The organism is Paraburkholderia sp. BL18I3N2 (assembly GCF_003001875.1).
GTDB lineage: Bacteria > Pseudomonadota > Gammaproteobacteria > Burkholderiales > Burkholderiaceae > Paraburkholderia > Paraburkholderia phytofirmans.
The window spans coordinates 248221-265805 of sequence record NZ_PVNC01000002.1; the positions used below are offsets into that span (position 1 = coordinate 248221).

Annotated in this window: 17 protein-coding genes; 12 read left to right on the forward strand and 5 right to left on the reverse strand. The window is 59.1% G+C overall.

Annotation, left to right across the window (positions count from 1 at the left end; all coding sequences use genetic code 11):
• Positions 1-3: 3 nt before the first annotated feature.
• Complete coding sequence (locus B0G75_RS07055; RefSeq protein ID WP_106302478.1) at positions 4-1836, reverse strand: DUF262 domain-containing protein; 1833 nt, start codon at positions 1834-1836, stop codon at positions 4-6.
• 64 nt (positions 1837-1900) lie between these two features.
• Positions 1901-3283: a DNA (cytosine-5-)-methyltransferase gene (dcm, locus tag B0G75_RS07060; RefSeq protein WP_106302481.1), complete on the reverse strand. Its 1383-nt coding sequence runs from the start codon at positions 3281-3283 to the stop codon at positions 1901-1903.
• A 555-nt stretch (positions 3284-3838) separates the two neighbouring features.
• Here dcm and B0G75_RS07065 point away from each other — a divergent pair.
• The 10 genes from B0G75_RS07065 (at position 3839) to B0G75_RS07110 (ending at position 11801) form a co-directional block, all read left to right on the forward strand.
• The gene (locus tag B0G75_RS07065) at positions 3839-4120 is read left to right on the forward strand and encodes a hypothetical protein (RefSeq protein WP_106302484.1); all 282 of its coding nucleotides are present in this window, start codon (positions 3839-3841) and stop codon (positions 4118-4120) included.
• Positions 4121-4152: 32 nt separating this feature from the next.
• The gene (locus B0G75_RS07070; RefSeq protein WP_106302487.1) at positions 4153-5142 is read left to right on the forward strand and encodes an SIR2 family protein; all 990 of its coding nucleotides are present in this window, start codon (positions 4153-4155) and stop codon (positions 5140-5142) included.
• Positions 5143-5167: 25 nt separating this feature from the next.
• The gene (locus tag B0G75_RS40100; protein ID WP_146142480.1) at positions 5168-6256 is read left to right on the forward strand and encodes a hypothetical protein; all 1089 of its coding nucleotides are present in this window, start codon (positions 5168-5170) and stop codon (positions 6254-6256) included.
• Positions 6257-6506: 250 nt separating this feature from the next.
• The gene (locus tag B0G75_RS07080) at positions 6507-6848 is read left to right on the forward strand and encodes a hypothetical protein (RefSeq protein ID WP_106302493.1); all 342 of its coding nucleotides are present in this window, start codon (positions 6507-6509) and stop codon (positions 6846-6848) included.
• 106 nt (positions 6849-6954) lie between these two features.
• On the forward strand, positions 6955-7923 hold the full coding sequence (locus B0G75_RS07085) for a DUF932 domain-containing protein (protein ID WP_106302496.1): 969 nt from the start codon (positions 6955-6957) through the stop codon (positions 7921-7923).
• A gap of 71 nt (positions 7924-7994) precedes the next feature.
• On the forward strand, positions 7995-8990 hold the full coding sequence (locus tag B0G75_RS07090) for a YqaJ viral recombinase family protein (protein ID WP_106302500.1): 996 nt from the start codon (positions 7995-7997) through the stop codon (positions 8988-8990).
• A 42-nt stretch (positions 8991-9032) separates the two neighbouring features.
• Positions 9033-9962, forward strand: coding sequence for a phage capsid protein (locus B0G75_RS07095; RefSeq protein ID WP_106302503.1), 930 nt, complete (start codon positions 9033-9035; stop codon positions 9960-9962).
• Positions 9959-11035, forward strand: coding sequence for a hypothetical protein (locus tag B0G75_RS07100; RefSeq protein WP_106302506.1), 1077 nt, complete (start codon positions 9959-9961; stop codon positions 11033-11035). The genes B0G75_RS07095 and B0G75_RS07100 overlap by 4 nt, the downstream gene beginning before the upstream one ends.
• Positions 11036-11130: 95 nt before the next feature.
• Positions 11131-11514 (forward strand): hypothetical protein, encoded by a 384-nt coding sequence (locus B0G75_RS07105; RefSeq protein ID WP_106302509.1) that lies wholly within the window; start codon positions 11131-11133, stop codon positions 11512-11514.
• Positions 11511-11801 (forward strand): hypothetical protein, encoded by a 291-nt coding sequence (locus B0G75_RS07110; RefSeq protein WP_106302512.1) that lies wholly within the window; start codon positions 11511-11513, stop codon positions 11799-11801. The genes B0G75_RS07105 and B0G75_RS07110 overlap by 4 nt, the downstream gene beginning before the upstream one ends.
• Positions 11802-11807: 6 nt before the next feature.
• Here B0G75_RS07110 and B0G75_RS07115 read toward each other — a convergent pair whose 3' ends face one another.
• The gene (locus B0G75_RS07115; RefSeq protein WP_106302515.1) at positions 11808-12155 is read right to left on the reverse strand and encodes a helix-turn-helix domain-containing protein; all 348 of its coding nucleotides are present in this window, start codon (positions 12153-12155) and stop codon (positions 11808-11810) included.
• A 142-nt stretch (positions 12156-12297) separates the two neighbouring features.
• On the opposite strand from B0G75_RS07115, the gene B0G75_RS07120 reads away from it, so the two are divergent.
• Both B0G75_RS07120 and B0G75_RS07125 read left to right on the forward strand, forming a co-directional pair.
• Positions 12298-13623, forward strand: coding sequence for a hypothetical protein (locus B0G75_RS07120; RefSeq protein ID WP_106302517.1), 1326 nt, complete (start codon positions 12298-12300; stop codon positions 13621-13623).
• 512 nt (positions 13624-14135) lie between these two features.
• Complete coding sequence (locus tag B0G75_RS07125; protein ID WP_106302520.1) at positions 14136-14855, forward strand: hypothetical protein; 720 nt, start codon at positions 14136-14138, stop codon at positions 14853-14855.
• A gap of 275 nt (positions 14856-15130) precedes the next feature.
• Here the strand turns inward: B0G75_RS07125 and B0G75_RS07130 are convergent, their stop codons facing one another.
• Both B0G75_RS07130 and B0G75_RS07135 read right to left on the reverse strand, forming a co-directional pair.
• Positions 15131-16393 (reverse strand): HNH endonuclease, encoded by a 1263-nt coding sequence (locus tag B0G75_RS07130; RefSeq protein ID WP_181309189.1) that lies wholly within the window; start codon positions 16391-16393, stop codon positions 15131-15133.
• A 44-nt stretch (positions 16394-16437) separates the two neighbouring features.
• Positions 16438-17481 (reverse strand): HNH endonuclease, encoded by a 1044-nt coding sequence (locus B0G75_RS07135; RefSeq protein WP_181309190.1) that lies wholly within the window; start codon positions 17479-17481, stop codon positions 16438-16440.
• Positions 17482-17585: the final 104 nt, after the last annotated feature.

Here is a 17585-nt window from a genome sequence, read left to right on the forward strand (position 1 = left end):
GACCTATGCCTCTGCCGGTTCCGCCATCGCGTTGAGGACGGGAAGACAACTGTATCCATAACGCTTTGTCAAAATAGCTGTTGCTGCGTCTTGGTCAATATCGAGCGTCTTGAGGATGCCCGTTGTAATGTGGCCGATCCAGGACCATTGAGTCTTGTTTTGCGTTTTCGAGGGGCCGCGGTTTACCTCGGTGAATGCGCGGATCGCTTGAATCGACTCTGAAACACGCTGGCTTTCGCCGATTGCGGCGAGAATCAGCGTGGCAAGAAGGCTTGCGACCAGCGGTAGCTCTTCCCACCCGGATGCGACTCCCTTCTTACTGCGGAAGCGCGGAGACCAAGCGTTTTCCGCTTCCGCATGGGTCACAACCGCAGTTTCAATGTCGCGCGCGAGCGTAATCAACGCATTTTTCTGAGAAAGCAGGTGTGGGGGCTGTTGGGGCTTGCCGCTGATCGCTTCCAATAGTGCATCGATGTGGCTGGCTGTTGAAGGCGCAGCGTAGCTTCCACCCTGCCCGTTAGGTGATTGGAGCATCAATGCACAGATCCAGGACAGTACCTTGGTACGTTTGAAGCGCATCGTTCCGAAATTGCAATCCCTGAGGGCCTCACCGACCTCACCGACCTTGGCTCTAAGATCCTCGGGGAGGTAGGGAGCAAGGTCTTCGGAGAACGGCCTATCGCCGCTTAGCACGAGGAGTAGCTTCGTCAACCCCACGTGATGAAACGTAGCGTTGCGTAACTCCTCCGCATTCAATTTTTTACCCTGCTTGTTATAAATAGAGAACACGTGATGGATGTCTTGCAGCCTCGTGTTCTCGTACAGGATGACCGGAATGGAGTACTTTGAGTGTGCCTTATCAAATATTTCCCGAACTTTGACCTTATTTTGGCCGACGGGAATTTCTAGGTCCCTTATTTCCGAATAGTACTTTCCCGATAGCTTATAGAGCGGATCGGTAGGCTCGTATCGCATCACCCGGAACGGTAGATAATGCTCAGCTATCTCTCGGCTCTTGAGATGACGTTTACGCAGAAATTTCTTCGTATCCTTATCGAAATCCGCTTCGTCGTCGAGGTTGCGAACGTACTCGCGCGCGACGGGATGTTGGCCGATGAACCGCAGTATCGCGGTTAAACGCTGCTTCCCGTCCACAATCTGCAGCTTACGATCCTCCTCCAACTGATTCAAAATAATCGAGGGGATCGGAATGCCCCGAAGGATGGAATCAATAAGCAGTTGCGAATCACTGATGGACCATACACTGTCTCGCTGATAAGACGGATTCAACTCTAAGTCGTTATCCTTAGCAAAATCGGAGAAGTTGCGGATCGTCATGGTCTTGACCTCCGCTTTGATCGCGGCGGGCTGTCGAAACAATGCGCTTGAGTCTTCCCAGAGTTGTCGCCACTCGTCAGTAGCTGCGCGCAGGCTTTGTCCATCGTCTATCAGTTCAAGAAAAGCCTCACGATGAGCCGCAGCTCTGGAGAGCCTCTTGTCAAGGTGCTGCGCTCCCAGTTCGGTAAGCATCACGATGTCGCCCTCGATGCTTAGACACGACTCGACTGAGCTCTGTGAAATCTGATCCATGAGGTCACCCGCAGCCTGCGGCGCCGGCACGTCCAGTCCGATTGGGCGGTCGAGACATAACCACAATTGGACTGCCAGGACGCGGGTTAACCAATCATTGTCGACAAATGATACTGATTCCGCGTGAAACGGATTTGCGCGTTGCTGATCGACGTCCAAAGGCAAAGGGCCGTCCTGGGACAGATCCGCCAGGTACTGCGCAATACCTCCAAGTTCAAGTTCATCGATTTGTTCATGGTCTGCCATACGTACGGCCCTCAGTGTGGATCTTCTATTATTAATTAGTTGATTTCGTTGTCTGCCTTCAACGTCAGGCGAACATATCGAGATCCGCGTTAGTCATTTCGATCGCCTTCCGCGTGCGAATGGACTCAGACTTCTCCCTCTGAGCTCTTGACACCCCATCTGGCTTCTTGAGAAGTGCTCGTGCGACCGTTTCTACAACGTCTGCATTCACCGCGTTGCCCAATGCCTGAAACGCACGTGTACTAGTTGTCGGCAAGGCCTTCAGTTCATGAAGACTCTGAAGGCGGGCGCATTCTCTTGGAGTCATATAGCGCCGCTCCCAACCAATGATTGGCACCTGGGTGTCGGTCATCGCTATCAGGCTCGGCGCCGTGTTACGTCGCTTGACCCGAACTCCCGAAGCGCGAAACTGCAAGACGTAGTTCCAGAGGTCCTTCTTCTCACCATGCACGTTCCACTCGAATTTTTGAAGGCTTGAAGGGAACCGGAGAATGTTGGGAAGCCAGGCATCAATCCATGCCTGGTTCTCTGCATAGAACAACCTGTTCTGACGGATGAAATCTTTCTTCCACTTGGGGAATTCAAACTGTTCCGTACGAGCGTGACTCGGAAGAGCCATCCAGCGCTCCTCGCTCGAGAAGTCGCGCAGCGGTTGACCATGCGATCCGCGAAATTTGCACAGTCCTCGCATTCCCTTTGTCGCCTTGACCGCAAACGGGGTTGTCTCTTCGAATGGATAATCGGCGCCCCACTCCATGGACCAAAGCGGAAACGACGGAAGTTGAAGAGATTTTGGGCTCTGCTTGACGAACTTATTCCACTGAGCAAGGCAATCTTGCACTTGTGAGGAAAGCTGCTTAGCGTCTGCAGGGCTTCGATCGAGCACTGACTCGATAGTCGTTTCAACGTTCAGCGGCGCTGGCCATTGGAAACCATTGAGCTTCTTTTTCGAGCCCACGATATACACCCGCTCTCGGATTTGCGGGATACCGAATTCATGAGGCGAGTATCGTGTGGCCCTAATGTCGTACCCGAGCCCTCGGGGACCAAGTAGATCCTGGATGTGCTGCCAGGTCCGACCTTGGTCGTGATTCAAGAGATTTGGGACATTCTCGAGGATGAAATACTTTGGCTGCTTCGCGCGGATGATCGCTTCGACGTTGAAGAAGAGGTTGCCTTGTTCAGTGCATTCGAAGCCCTTCTGCTCACCCGCCTTGGAGAAAGGTTGGCAGGGAAATCCGGCAGTCAGAACGTCGTGATCGGGGATGGCTTCCGGGATGACATCCTCGATGTCACCTGCGGGCCTTAACCCAAAGTTGACTTCATAAAGGTCGCGGAGATGCTCTTTCCACTCGGCGGCGAAAACGCATGTGCCGCCAAGACGCTCCAGTGCAACGTGAAACCCACCTAGCCCTGCAAACAGGTCGATAAACCGGAAACTGTTCATTGTTGGTCGCCGTGTGTTTTATTTTTCCCGCTCGGCCGCGGTCGATATCGAGGCCAGCGAACTCCATACGGAGCGGGACTTTTCCACTTGATACTGTACATGCATACAACTTTTTTGGGGCGTTGTTTGTGTAAGTTACAACATACATTTCAGCCAGCGAGACGTTTCCTTACCATGGTTCGCCGGCAAGATTTCTCGGTCCCCCGAAGACAGCCTTCGTGCTTGGGCAGCATTGTAGACGGTCGCGATTTGCAGAGAGACCGGCGATAACACCTTTTCGCGACGTCACATGGCGAAACGAGTCAGTCGCAGGAGCGGTGAACGCACGGAAACGCGGCGTTCGCCCCCTTTTCTCGCCATTTGGAGTTCTTCCGGCGAGGGCGCCTATCTAGCCTTCTCCTTTTGAATCTCCGCTCTCATTCAGCTTTGTCTTCCCGGCCGGCGCGCTGACGTCAATCGCCCCGCGCCCATCCGCCGCCTAGCCCCGGCGGGAGGCGACTCCCCACGCATGACCCTCGCTGTTTCCATCCTTCCGTGGCGCACGCCCCGGATAACATGTATCTGCACGAACACCGCAGTGACGAACACTTTGGCCAAGGCGCCGCCCGTTCATCCGCACGACCGGACGACGGCGTCAGCACGCAGCCGGGCTCCGTCCCAGCGTTCGCGAAGTGCCACTCTCTGCGCGTCGACGCGCGCCATCGCGCCCGCAAGACTTGGTGTGCAAAAGGCGCGGCCGTCTGCATCGGCAGCCCCATCGCCGTTCCACTCTTCGGTGCGAAAACCGGTGCGGCGATCATTACGCTCGCCGGAAATCCTGTCCGCCTTGGCGGGTAGAATGAGCAGACCGAATCGTCGAGGAAAACCGAATGGCCCACCTCCTTTTGCTCGGCGCAGGCTTCACCCGCAACTGGGGCGGCTGGCTCGCCGGCGAACTCGCCGACGACCTGATCAGCCGTTTCGCCGATAACCGGGATCTCTGCAAGCGGCTCATCGACAATCCGAATTTTGAGGAAGTTCTCGGAGACCTGCAACGTGAGTGGCGTCAGCATCAGCAACCCGCGCACCGCGAGCGGCTCGACGCAATGGAGAACGCCATCAGAGCATCATTTAATGACATGAATCGGATGCTCGTTGATAGTGGCGGACTCGATGGTCAGCGGAACGGCGCAAACTTCGCCGATAGAGGTCTTGTGCCCTTTCTCGCGCGTTTCGACGCAATCTTTACGCTCAACCAGGATCTACAGCTTGAATTGCACTACAGTCATTTACCTCTCCGGCAGCGCGGTCGAGAGCAGATGGCTGATCGTCCGCAATATCCCGGGATGCAGCTCCCTCCGAATTATTGGCAGCTTCGACCGGAAGAGATACTGGCGACCGAATTGCGACCCACACCGAACGCCGACTACCACATCGAAGACAACTGCCAGCCGATTTTCAAACTACACGGATCAGTCAACTGGCGCAGCGAGGACGGTAACGATCTGCTCGTGATGGGCGCTCGCAAGGTGAATGCGATTGCAGGATCGGCGCTCCTGACTCGATACGCTGACGAGTTCCGTGCGCGTTTGCGTGAACGGGGCACACGGCTCATGACCATCGGCTACGGCTTCGGCGACGAGCACATCAATCAGGAAATCGTCGCGGCTGCGGAAGCCGACAACGCTTTCGGCCTCTTTGTGGTCAATCCCAGCGGGCGAAAGGTACTCCGGCCGCGAAACGACAATGGAGCGATTGAGCAACCGCGCCGAGCGATCGAGGACGTTCGCTATATCGGCGGCTCGACTCGGCCGCTTCTCACAACCTTCGCGAACGACGACCTCGAACGCGCGAAGCTCCTGAGATTTTTCGAAACCTGAAAACGTTTGTACTGGGAAAGCTAAATTGCCAAGAATATTCCAAGCGGTTAACGAAGAAGGCTCCCGACTGGATGCTCGCTTTTCCGTCGATCAAGCCGACATTATCGTGCACAGCCGCGGCGGAGCGAAGGGCCGGCGCGGGGCGGTAAATGCAGACTATGCACAAGCTTTGCTTTTGTTAACAAGCAGGCTTTCTCAGGCCGCTATACCCATACTTGGCGCTTGGGTCGATAGCACAACGGTCCAGTCATTACCTCTCAGCGCGCGATCCATTCTGAGCGAATTAGAAGGAAACCTTTCACCGGAGCAAATTTGCAGCCTGTTGAGTAGTCGCATGAAAGATATTCGCAGTGATCCAAATTCAAGTGCGAAGGGAGGCAACTCAACAAAGCGCATTCGAATCGCGACCGGTTTTGGCGGATCCAGCGAAGATCTGGCTAACCGGCTCGGAGGTGTAGCCGCGGAAGGAGACCTCCGAAGCATGGAAAGGCTACCCGCCGACGTGCTGCGTCAGGCAACACCCGAGTATATCTGGCGAGCGGTTCAGCAATTGATTGACGGCAATATAGCGGACGATCCCTATGGCCCCTCGACCGACTATGACCTGATCGCTGATGATGGCCGTCGACTTCGGCCTAAAGCCGTCTTTGGACTTGCTCTCTCGATGGCCCTCGATGGCGCTCCGATCGGGCCCAGACACTTTACTGCCGGAGGATTGTGTTTCGACCTGCTGCAAGAGGCCGGTTACCAGATTGTGCCCAAGGGCGAGGCATACGAATCGCCCGATAGCGAAACTTACATCGATCGGGAATGGCGTGAAGGCAGTGCAACGTTGAAAACCCACCTGACGCGTGAACGAGCCCTTGGTCTCGCAAAGGCAAAGAAAGCGCAGTTTCGTCGAGCACATGGCCGGCTTTCTTGTGAACGCTGTGGTCTCGATCCATTGGCGCATTACGCAGCCGAAGAGGCCGAGGCATGTATCGAAGTTCACCATTTCGCCACTCACGTGAGCGAAATGGCAGAAGACCACAAAACCACCCTCGACGACCTCCAATGCCTCTGCGCCAACTGCCACAGATTGGTTCATAGGCTTCTACGCGAAAAAAAAGCGTGAGCAACCACCCGGTGCAGACTGGGCACGCCAGTGCGTCAGTACTCGACCGGTAGCAGCTCGGACTGAGGTGCTCGCCACCGGTGCGCAGCGCTCGCTTGGCACTTCGGGTGATAGCGGTTACGGCAATGGACCCGATCAGACACTCGCAATATCGGATGGCAAATAATTTCAAGCATATATCACTTCATTGGGCATCCACCCGGAATGCCTGGGCAACGTCGTTTGCCCTGAACCTACATGAGGCTGATACATGAATCATTCACTTTCCTGCCCCCACTGCCACTCGACCCGCATTATCACGCGGGATTACGGTCGCAAGACCGGCGGTGCTGTAGGCGCTGCGGCTGGTGCTGCCGGTAGTGCGGCTGCTGCGCTCGGTGGCGCCGAGGCTGGCGCGGTCCTCGGCATGATCGGCGGCCCTGTCGGCTCGGTCTTCGGCGGCCTCGCGGGTGCGCTCATGGGCGCACTGTTCGGCGGCGCGGCCGGTTGTGCAGCAGGCTCCGCCGTTGGCGAGCAGATCGACACCCATGTGCTTAACAACTACGAATGCCAGGCATGTGGCCATGTATTCGGTCAGCAACGCACGTCCTGACGCCTGACGTCTCTTTCGCTTTTTCCTTTTCCCGCTCGATGCCTACAGCCCTTCGGGGCTGTAGGCATTTTTGCTTTCTGTTCTTGTTCCCTATCAGGAGTATTCCATGCATCTCGTTAGCAATATGGCGTTCGTCGGAGACACCCCGTGGCACGGCCTCGGCAACCAGCTCGCGCCGAAGCAGCCCATCGAAGTCTGGAAGAAGCAGTGCGGCATGGACTGGTGCATCGAGGAAGCCGAAGTGCGCTTCGTCTCTGGCATGGCCGGCTCATCCCTCGGCTCGATCCACGCCTTTCCCGAGCAGAAGGTCCTCTACCGCAGCGACACGAAGTTGCCGTTGTCCGTTGTTTCGTCACGCTACCAAGTAGTGCAACCGGAATCCATTTTGGAGTTCTACCGCGATTTGACGGAGGTCGGCGGGTTCGAACTCGAAACTGCCGGGGTCCTCAAGGATGGCAAGAAACTTTGGGCTCTCGCCAAAACCGGTCAGAGCGCGACGCTTAAGGGCCGGGATCGCGTGAATGGCTATCTGCTCCTTGCAACGGCGTGTGATGGTAGCCTGGCGACGACCGCGCAGTTCACGTCGGTACGCGTCGTGTGCAACAACACGCTGGCCATCGCGCTCGGCGACAGTACCGGCGCGGTCAAGGTGCCCCACCGCTCGCAGTTCGACGCACAGGCTGTCAAGCGTCAGCTCGGCATCGCGATCTCTTCGTGGGACGGATTCATGGCCCGTATGAAGGCGCTGAGTGAATGTCCGGTCAACGATACCGCTGCTGAAACCTTCCTGCGTCGCGTGCTGACCTACCCCACCACTGGCGCCAGCACGCCCGTCGCAGCAACCAACGACAGCGCGATCAAGGCCGTGCAGGAACTGTTCGCCGGTCGCGGCAAGGGCGCCGACATGGCATCCGCTGCCGGTACGGCGTGGGGCCTACTGAATTCGGTGACGGAATTCGTCGATCACCACCGCCGCGCCCGTTCCGACGACAACCGGACCGACTCGGCCTGGTTTGGCGCCGGTGCCGCCCTCAAGCAGAAAGCTTTCGAAGAGGCCATGCGATTGGTGGCCTGAATCCATGCCCCCTTTCCCACTCATGCCTGGCCGGGTCTCCCCGCCAGGCATTTTCATTTGTGGAGGTACCGATGTCATTGCCTGGACCAATGGAGCGTCAACGCAGGCGAGCTGCATTGCGGCTCGTGGAGACGAAGGACATGCCGCGCGAGGACTGGCTTGAAGTCAGGAAATCCGGGATAGGAGGTTCCGATGCGGCGGCAGCCGTCGGGCTCAGTCCGTATCAGTCCCAGCTCGAACTCTGGCTGACGAAGACAGGCAGGGACGCGAAACTGCCGAAACCCGATCCGGACGATACGACAGAGCCCGTCTACTGGGGGACGATTCTGGAACCGATCGTCGCGGCGTCTTACACGAAGCAGACGGGCAACCGTGTTCGACGCGTCAACGCCGTTCTCCAGCACCACACCATCCCGTGGATGCTCGCCAACGTGGATCGTGAAGTCGTCGGCAACCGCGAGGTTCAGTTGCTCGAATGCAAGACGGCGGGCGAGTTCGGTGCGCGACTCTGGCGCGACGGGGTACCGGAGTACGTGGTGTGCCAGGTTCAACACCAGCTCGCCGTGACGGGCAAGCAGGCAGCCGATGTCGCCGTATTGCTCTGTGGCCAGAAGCTCGATGTACATCGCATCGAACGCGACGATGCACTGATCGCCCGACTGGTCGAACTCGAAGCGGCGTTCTGGCGCTACGTCGAAACCGATACGCCACCGCCTGCCGATGGTTCGGAATCGGCGGATCGCGCGCTGCGCTGCCTGTATCCGGGCGCGGGTGGCACGGTCGACTTCACGGATGACCGTCGCCTGTCGTCGGCATTCGCTGACCTGGTCGCTGTACGGGCCGATATCGAAGCGCGTCAGGCCATCGAAGCGCAGCTCAAGCAGCAGATCCAGCAGGCCATGGCCGAGGCCGACCGGGCACAGTTCGAGACGGGTTCGGTGTCGTACAAGCGCAGCAAGGACGGCTCAGGCGTCGATCTCAAGCGCCTGCTCGCCGATCACCCCGAGCTTGCCTTCCGGTACGCCATCACGAAACCCGGTTCGCGCCGGTTTCTCGTATCGACCTGATCCGCTTTTCCATTCCCTCTACTTAATCTACAGGAGCCAGACATGCTTAAGGGCCTTGCGATAGTGCCGCCCATTATCGGGCGTATCTCCATCGGCCGTGTGGTCGAAAAGAACGGCAAGCGTCTGCCGGAGAAGGACGATCAGTTCACGCTCACGACACAGGTACAGCAGCGCGGGGAGTGGATGCTCCACCCGCTCAACGAAGAACTGCGCAAGGCGACATCGGGCAAGTTGCGCGCAATTCCCGTTCGTTTCCTGTTCAACGATCCCGATCTGAACCTGCGTGCTGAGTATTCGTGTTTCGACCGCGAGACGGGACGGCCAGTGTGCGTCGGCAACGGCGAAACCTGCCGTCGTGCCGGTGATTCGGGCATCGAGGAACTGCCGTGTCCGTCTCCAGACGCCTGTGCATTCGGTCAGCGCGGAGCCTGCAAGCCATATGGTCGCTTGAACGTGCTGATTGGCGACGAAGACGAACTTGGGTCGTTCGTGTTCAGGACCACGAGCTTTAACTCGATCAGAACCCTGGCCGCGCGTCTTCACTACTTCGCTGCTGTCTCGGGCAACCTGCTCGCCTGCCTGCCGCTCGAACTCAAACTGCGCGGCAAGTCCACCACGCAGAGCTACCGTTCCGCAATCTACTACGTCGATCTCTGCGTGCAGAGCAACAGCACGCTTGAAGCGGCAATCATCGAGGCGCGCGAACTGGATGCCCGTCGCAAGACGGCTGGCTTTGACCAGCAGGCGCTCGATACTGCCGCCCACGCCGGTTTCAGTAACGGGGCGTTCGAGGAAAGCATCGAGGAAAGCGCTGCCGTCGCCGAAGAGTTCTATCCAGCGGAATCGGGTGACGGTGGCAGTCATGGTAACGGTCACGACGCTGGTCATGTCGAGACTCCCCCGACTACCAGACCAAGCCTGCAAAACCGGCTCGACCGACGCGCCGCGCTGCTGGGCGGGAAGGCCGCATGATCCGTCGCCCCGCTCTCGCCCTGGCCGTCGCCGCGACCAGCACGGCGGCCTGCATGTCGGTGCTGGCCGGCTGGCAGCGCGGCGGGTGGTTAGCGGAACGGTGCGTGTGGGTAGCGACGGGGCTGGTGCTCGTCACAAGCGCGCACCTGTTACCCGGCCTGCTGCGGGGTACGCCCGCCCTCGTCCGTGTCATGGGTAGCGTCCTATGGGCCACGTGCCTGGTAACTGCGTGTATCGGCCATGCGATGTTCTTCGTGTCGGCCCAGCAGCATGCGGGCGAACTGCGCGTGTCGGCGCTCCCTGCTGCGCCGCCCCCGACAGCCGCCCGCAGTCTTACGACCGTCATGGCGGAGCGCGCGGCCGTGACGGCGCAACTTGCCGCTGCCAACGCGCGCTACTGCACCGGCATCTGCACCACGCTGGAGGTCCGTCGCACGACGCTCGCTGCCAGGGTCGATGCGCTGAATGCCGAAGCGGACGACATCCGGCATCAGCAAATCGCGGATGAGCGGATCAAGACCCGACGCGACGCGTTGCGCGCCGATCCGATCACATCGCGACTCGCCGCGCTAGTCGGCGTGCCCGTCGCCCGCATCGACCTGCTGTTCGGGTCGCTCTTCGCCGCCGTCCTCGAAGGTGTCGCGTGCCTGCTGTGGGTGGTCGCACTCCAGTCGCCGTCGCTACCAGTCGTAAGGGAGCCAACGCCGCCCATAATCGCGACAGTCGCGGATACTGCCGACGCGACCGCGCCTATGACCAAGGCAGTCGCGAACGTGAAGAATGCGATTCCTCCAGCCGTCGCGCCGGTCACGGCGTGTTACATAGATCAAACCGTTAGTCGCGAAACCTCCACAGCCAGTCGTAGCAATACGGTACGCAGTAACGCCGAACGAAACGTTGGGCAATCAGCATCGTTCGCATCCGATCCCATCAACGACAACCTGACGCAACTCGCGCGCGATATCGCCGGGGGATTGCTGCGTCCGACCGTTGCCGACATCCGCCGCCATCTGGGTTGCTCCCAGGCGAAGGCTGTCAGCCTCCGTCGCGCGCTCATCGATCGCATAGCCTGACCGGCGTCTTCTGCGCCGGCATTTCCTCTCATTCCAGCGAACAGCATCCGGTTCATCCGGAGGCCCGTGCGCGCCCGTTTTCTGGAGAATTACCCATGAACCAAGCCACTCGGCTCAAACCGCTTTTCCGTCCGGGGCGATTGCTCATCACGCCGGTCGCATTCACTGCACTGCGCGCGAATGGCATTCCCGTCATCAGCGTAGTGCTCAGGCACATCGCGGGCGACTGGGGGATCGTGTCCGACGAAGACCGGCAGCAGAACGACCTGTCAATCACGGCTGGCCTGCGGCTGATTTCACTTTATCGCCTACCGGACCAGACCCGCATTCTGGTGCTCACAGAGTGGGACCGCTCGAATACGACCATCGAACGCCTTGAGGATGTTGCGTCCGATAGCGGCGGACGGGAGGAACGGCCTGCGAGTCTTCGCTATCCGGTGTGGCCTTCCGAGAGCTACGTGGAGGAGGGCCGCGCATGAGCAACTATGCAAAAGGCCCGCGTTTTCCGATGGGACGCCCCGTCATCACCCCGGGCGCCGAGGCAATACTCGATAAGGTCGGCATATCGGGAGTCGCACTGCTCGCCCGCCATATTCATGGCGACTGGGGAGATCTACCGGTCGAAGATCAGACAGCGAACGAACTGGCGCTGCTCACGGGCCGACGCCTCTTATCGAGCTATGACCTGCCCGGCAACGGGAAGGTCTGGATCATCACCGAAGCGGATCGCTCCGCCACGACGATTCTGCTGCCCGACGACTACTGACTTGCATCAACGCTTCGCGAGTCGTCCAGCCAGCCGCTCAACGATCTCAACCACCATCGTCCGGTCGTTCCCGCCGAGCTTCGCCAGAAGCTGTGCGACGTACTTCGCCTGATCGCTGGTGCGGCTGCTGACTTCGGTCAGCAGGTCGGCCGCGTTGCACTCGAACAGATCGGCCAACTCCACCAGCCTCGCCACGGTCGGCATCACAAGCCCGCGCTCCATGCGCGAGACCGCCTCGTTGCCGATTCCCAGCGCCTCCGCCACCTGTTCCTGCGTGAAGCCACTTGCCACGCGATGTTTCGCAATCGCCCGGCCAATCACCACGGCGAGCTGTTCCTGATCGACTTGAGCCATGCACCCTCCATTCAACCTGAATGGTTGAGCCACGCCCCGTGTAAAGTAAGGACTTTTTAAGTTGAAACTAAACTTATTAGGGGGATTGCCGTTATCTTTTCTGGCAGTCTCCAATCGTCATCCACTTAAAAGGAACCATGCAGTGAAAGAAGAACAAAGCAATATGAAGATCGCCAGACTCGCGTTTGCTGCGTCCATGTGCGCGGCACTTGTCGCTTGCGGCGGAGGCGGCGGCAGCAACGCCCCCGCGGCTGACAACACTCCGACAACTACTACAGGCGGCACGGCGGCGATTGGCTCACCGATCATCGGCGGGACGGTCGAACTGAAATGTGCGTCGGGTGCGACGACGTCGGCCACGACGGGCACGGACGGTAGCTGGAGCGCCTCTCTCAAGAGCACGGATTACCCATGCGTGGCGCGTGTGGCGGGCGGACAGGCCAACGGCACAGCCTTGGCGTTGGCGTTGCATTCGGTTGCAGCGGCTCCCGGCACTACCAACATCACGCCGCTAACTGACATCATGGTCGGCGTGCTCGGCAAGCAGGACCCAGGCGCATGGTTCGACAGCGCGAAAAGCAGCGATCTAACCGATACCGTCACGGCCGCCAACCTGAACAGCTCGCGGGCAAAGCTGGCGACAGCACTCGCGACCCTGCCGGGCAAGCCGGCATTGCCCGACGGGTTCAACCCGCTCAATTCGCCCTTCAAGGCGGAAAAGGGCGATGCGGGCGACGGGCTGCTTGAGACTTACGGTGCGGCGCTAACGGCTTCCGGCCTGTCGCAGTCGGACGCGGCCACGAAGACGGCCAATGGCACAGCGCTGACCCAAACGGCATACTCGGCAATCGCCTACACGACGCCTGGTGTCACTGCAATCCAGATGGGTTCGTCCGTCAATCTTGACGGTACGTTCGCGATTGCCATCGCCGATCCGAATCGCGGCAAATTCACGGCCAAGGCAACCATCGATGCGGGCGGCAACGTGACATCCTTCACGGACGCGGGCCAGTTCAAAGCGGTCATCAGCCTTCTGGGCAATCGTGTTGGCGAGCTATGCACCGCCAACGGCGTCGGCAGCGTCATGGCCGCTCAACCCGGCCAGTACGTGTATGTCTCTTCGGATCTGACCGAGGTCACCGACCTGACCGAGCTGAACGGGAAGACGTTCGACGAGTACGAGGACTGCGCGAGATCGGGCACGATGGCATTCGCAAACGGTACCGCTTTGTTCACGGACACCAGCGGGCATCAAGACACGCCCAACGCTAACGTCGCTCAGGCGCTGACCGCCGCAGGACTCGCGGACACAGCGAACCATTCAGTCGAACACGCCAAGGTCTATAGGTACGCGGCCGATGGCATTACGAAATACGCCTATATCACCGTAAACAGCACGACAGGTACAGACGATCCGCTCACGTTCGATACCGACACCAAGTACGTGACGATCGGGCTGTCGCAGTAACGATTCTTTGCCTCGCCGTGCTTCTTGTACGTGCAGTGCATCCCCCGGTGCAGCGGTCGGTCACGCCGGCCCCTGCGCCTTCGCTCATTTGTAGATAGCTGTTAGTTCTTCGACCAGACACCAGTAAGGCGCCCGAGAGCCAGGCTCAAACCTGCTACGACGCGAAGCTGGGGGACTCCACAGTGGCATGGGGGAAGACTCGCCCATAAGAAATGACATGATGAACGAATGGCGCAGCCAGTGCGGATTGCCTTCGGTCTAAGCCAGTGGAGCTGGCCAGACCGAAGCTTGATGCCGCACCCAACGGGTGCGACATTTTTTTTGCGAAGCGGACTGCATCGCAGTTCATCGATGGGGCCATAGAGAGACATTCGACTGACCGGACAAGATCGTCGACAATGCGCCATCGACCGGTAACGGACATATCGGCTTGCCGGCAAGCGGTGCGATGGGCGAGCGCCGTATCCAGCAGGCGCAGAGCCGAGCGGAGAATACGTTCACGCGGGGATCTAATGGGAATTACTACTGCACGCCGTCTTGCTGAGGCGACGTCATGCTGGCTGCATCACGAGTATCTTTGTCAGCGCGCGGGACTATTCGATGAGGCGGCTCTGAAAGGGGCGGTGGGGCAGTTGCTCAGCACTTTTGTGATCGACCGGCCTGCTCGTGCATGGAGCAATGTCATTCACCCGGCGCTCGAGCCTTTTGCTGCGACAGGGGCGAAACCGCGGATTGACTTTGCATTGGCAGAGCTAAACGGCAATGGGATGGGTAAGCTGCGGATTGCAGTCGAGACAAAGTGGGCTGATTCGCCGCACTGCAAACCCGCCAATATCGCTTACGACATCTACCGCCTCGCGCTTTTGAGTCATACAGTCAGATCACAGCATAGCTATGAATGTGAATGCGTCTTCATTGTCGCCGGCTCAAAATCCCGATTGAAGGCGCTGCTCGGCGCCCCCCCTTTCCAGGGATCACCCAAGCTCCCGACCAAGCAAGGTTCCGACCTGTCGATTAAGGGAAAACATTACGACAGCACCAGGTCTGGGGCGTGGGCGTCATATTTCTCTGAAGCTGCAAACAAGTCTGCGCTGCCACTAGTGGCTGCACAGGGCTTCGTCGACGCAACGGTTACCTTCAGTCCGGGAATCCCGGCTCTTGATCTCGCGAACTCCGGTGCCGACAGGTCCGTCAAATTCGGAGCATTTGCGTGGACGGTGCGCGGCTACTAGAAATCGGCGGTAAAACGCGACCCACACCGCGGGCTTTATGCGTCAAGCCCGCTCCCACGTACGGACGGCCGGCTCGAAGTGCAATAGCCTGCGCGAGCTAAATCCCGACGACCTTCCGGCTGGACATGCTGCATATTAGACAGGTCACGGGCTCAGGCGATTTTGCGTAGGTCATGGAGTGATCCGAACCCAGCCAGCTCCTAATTCGGGCATTCAGTCGCCGGGCACGATGAGGACCGGGGGAGAACTGTTCTGTACGGCCCCCTCTTGTTGCCTCAACGCTTCGCCTCTTCGGCCTCAAAGGCCCGCAGGCGCTGTTCTAGCGCGTTCGCGGACGGTTGGTCCTCGGACCGATCCGGTAGGACTTTCAGAGCCTTGCCGTCGTAGTCTTTGTACTCAGAATGCTGAAGCAATTTCGAGACTTTGATGCGCTGGCGGCTATCGATCGCGAACAAGTTCTGGTCGAACAACGTGTGAATATCGGCGCGCAGCAGGATGCCGTTGCGCGTCAGGTAGTCCGTCTTTGCTGCGTGAGGCACGATGTGCGCCGCCTCCAGAATCGCATCGACCATGGAACCTGTCACGGCGCACCGGCGGCGGTACGCCGCAAGTAAACGGTCACGAAAGCCCTTCTGGCCGCGCCGGGTCTTTATGGCCCGTTGCTGGATCACCTCCTCGGTCTCATCCGCATCCTCGGGCCCGCTGCTCGCCTGCGCGGTGTCGAAGTCCGGTTTCACACCGCGAACGATTTTGCACTCGCCCGATACAGGATCATGGCGGTGTACGTACCAAGGCTCGCTGTCAAGGATGCGCCGACTGACCGCCGAAGCCTTTTCGGCGAGTTCGTCGCGCGAGCGACGGTCGCCGTCGCACACGATGATGCGCACCGGCATTCGTCGTTCGTACGACCCACGTATGGCTGCGTCGAGCTTCAGTGCGCGAATCGATTGATCAACAGCTCGCGACCGGGCTGAGGTGCTGTTCGTCGGATCGTCGGCGATGCGCCGCAACTCGTTTGCCGTGTCGAGCACCGACTCGGCGAAGTAGGGGACGCCACCGGCCACTTGGAGCGTCCCGTACCACAAGCACAGGACGTAGCCTTCAGCGAGTGAGCCGAACGACCAGTTGTAGCAAAACTGGGGATTTGAACGGAAGTCCTCGACCTCAGTGCCGTCTTTTCTCCGGTGCCAGCCGTCGACCGAAATGTTTGCCCGCTGCAAGATGTCGTAGATAACCTCTTTACGACGCGGTGCCAGGTTCTCCAAAGCCTCTGCGTCTGGATCGCTCCCGGCGCGGCTGAACACCACGTAGCGGGCGGACCGATCGACGCGCGACTTGCGCCAACCGGTCGTCATCCACGCGAGCGCCTGGACGTGGGTGTCGCTCCCTGGAGTGGAGTTTTGCCACCACTCGTCATGCTTCGACGCAGAGGGGGGCAAGTCGGCGCCGATGATCTCCTCGATCTGGTCGAATGTCAGCGTGAGTTCGTTGCCGGTGGCTTTGCAGAGGTGGTCGCCAAGCGGTGCGTATTTGCTCATGGTTTTTCGTTTTGGTGAGGTCGAACGGGTAGCCGCGCTCACGCCTATCCTGCTCCGCATCTGACATCGCCACTGCCCCACGTTGTTTTGTCCATCACCTGCCCGGCGGATGGCGCCAGTCCCGGATCTGGCCGACTGACTTCGGCGGTTTCGAACTGGTATGTCACCTGCGCCTTGTCGCCGGTCACACGCTCGGTGCCGGTCAGATCAAGTTCTCCAGCGTAGAGTAAGTCCTCTGCTGCGTCCTGCCATGGGAAAGCAGGCAACTCGATCGTGCCTTCGATCTCGAACTGTTCGTCACGCGCTGGACACGGAAGATTGATCTGAAAGCGCTGGACGCCGTACGACAGCAGCAAAAATGCATAAGGCACACGCTCCGAGGCATCGGGCCTACGAGCAAGAAGATGGATGGCAAAGCTGTCGGCAGGCGTGCTCCTTGCGACCAACCATTCGGCAGAGGGGATATGGACGAAATCACCATTGGAGTTTTCATCCATCAACCAGTCACGCGTCTCGCCGAAATGGACGAACTCGTCATCTGGCATCACCGAGAGGGTCATCTTCACGAACGTCTTCAGGACGTCGATCGGTACATACGGATCACGTGGCAGTTCGAAGGTAAGGACACGATGATCCTCACTGGTTGTGAACGGCCGGATCTCTTCGTTCTCGCCCGCAACGATCTCGAACCGGTTGCCCATTCGCTCAATTCGCCAGCCGGATGGGCCGCCGCCCTTCGACATCGGAATGCCTTTCTTCCCCCTGCGTCCACCTATAAGCCGATACGGTTTCGACCAGTTTCCGAAGTGGTTCTCGATACCCGAACCAAAGAACCGGTTGCAAATATCACATTCATATTCACTGATGAGACGACGGTTGCCGATTGACTCGGGAACCGCATGCGCGACGTCCCGGAACGTTATAGAAGGCGCACCCCGGTCGCAGAACCGGCAACGCCGCGGTTCCGGCCCGGTGAGAACGCGTTTCTCCTGATTCGCCGCATCAATCTGCTCGAACGTGAATGGCACGCGATAGTTGCGCAGGTAAAAGGCCTTGGCCTCCAGGCAGTCATTGGCTTTCGTGCTCACGTCATTAATCCTTTCGGCTCAACTCGTCCCTCGACCGAGGTCATGGAAAACGACATGTGCATTTTCGCATGGGAAACACGCGCAGCCCCCGACAGCTTTACCTG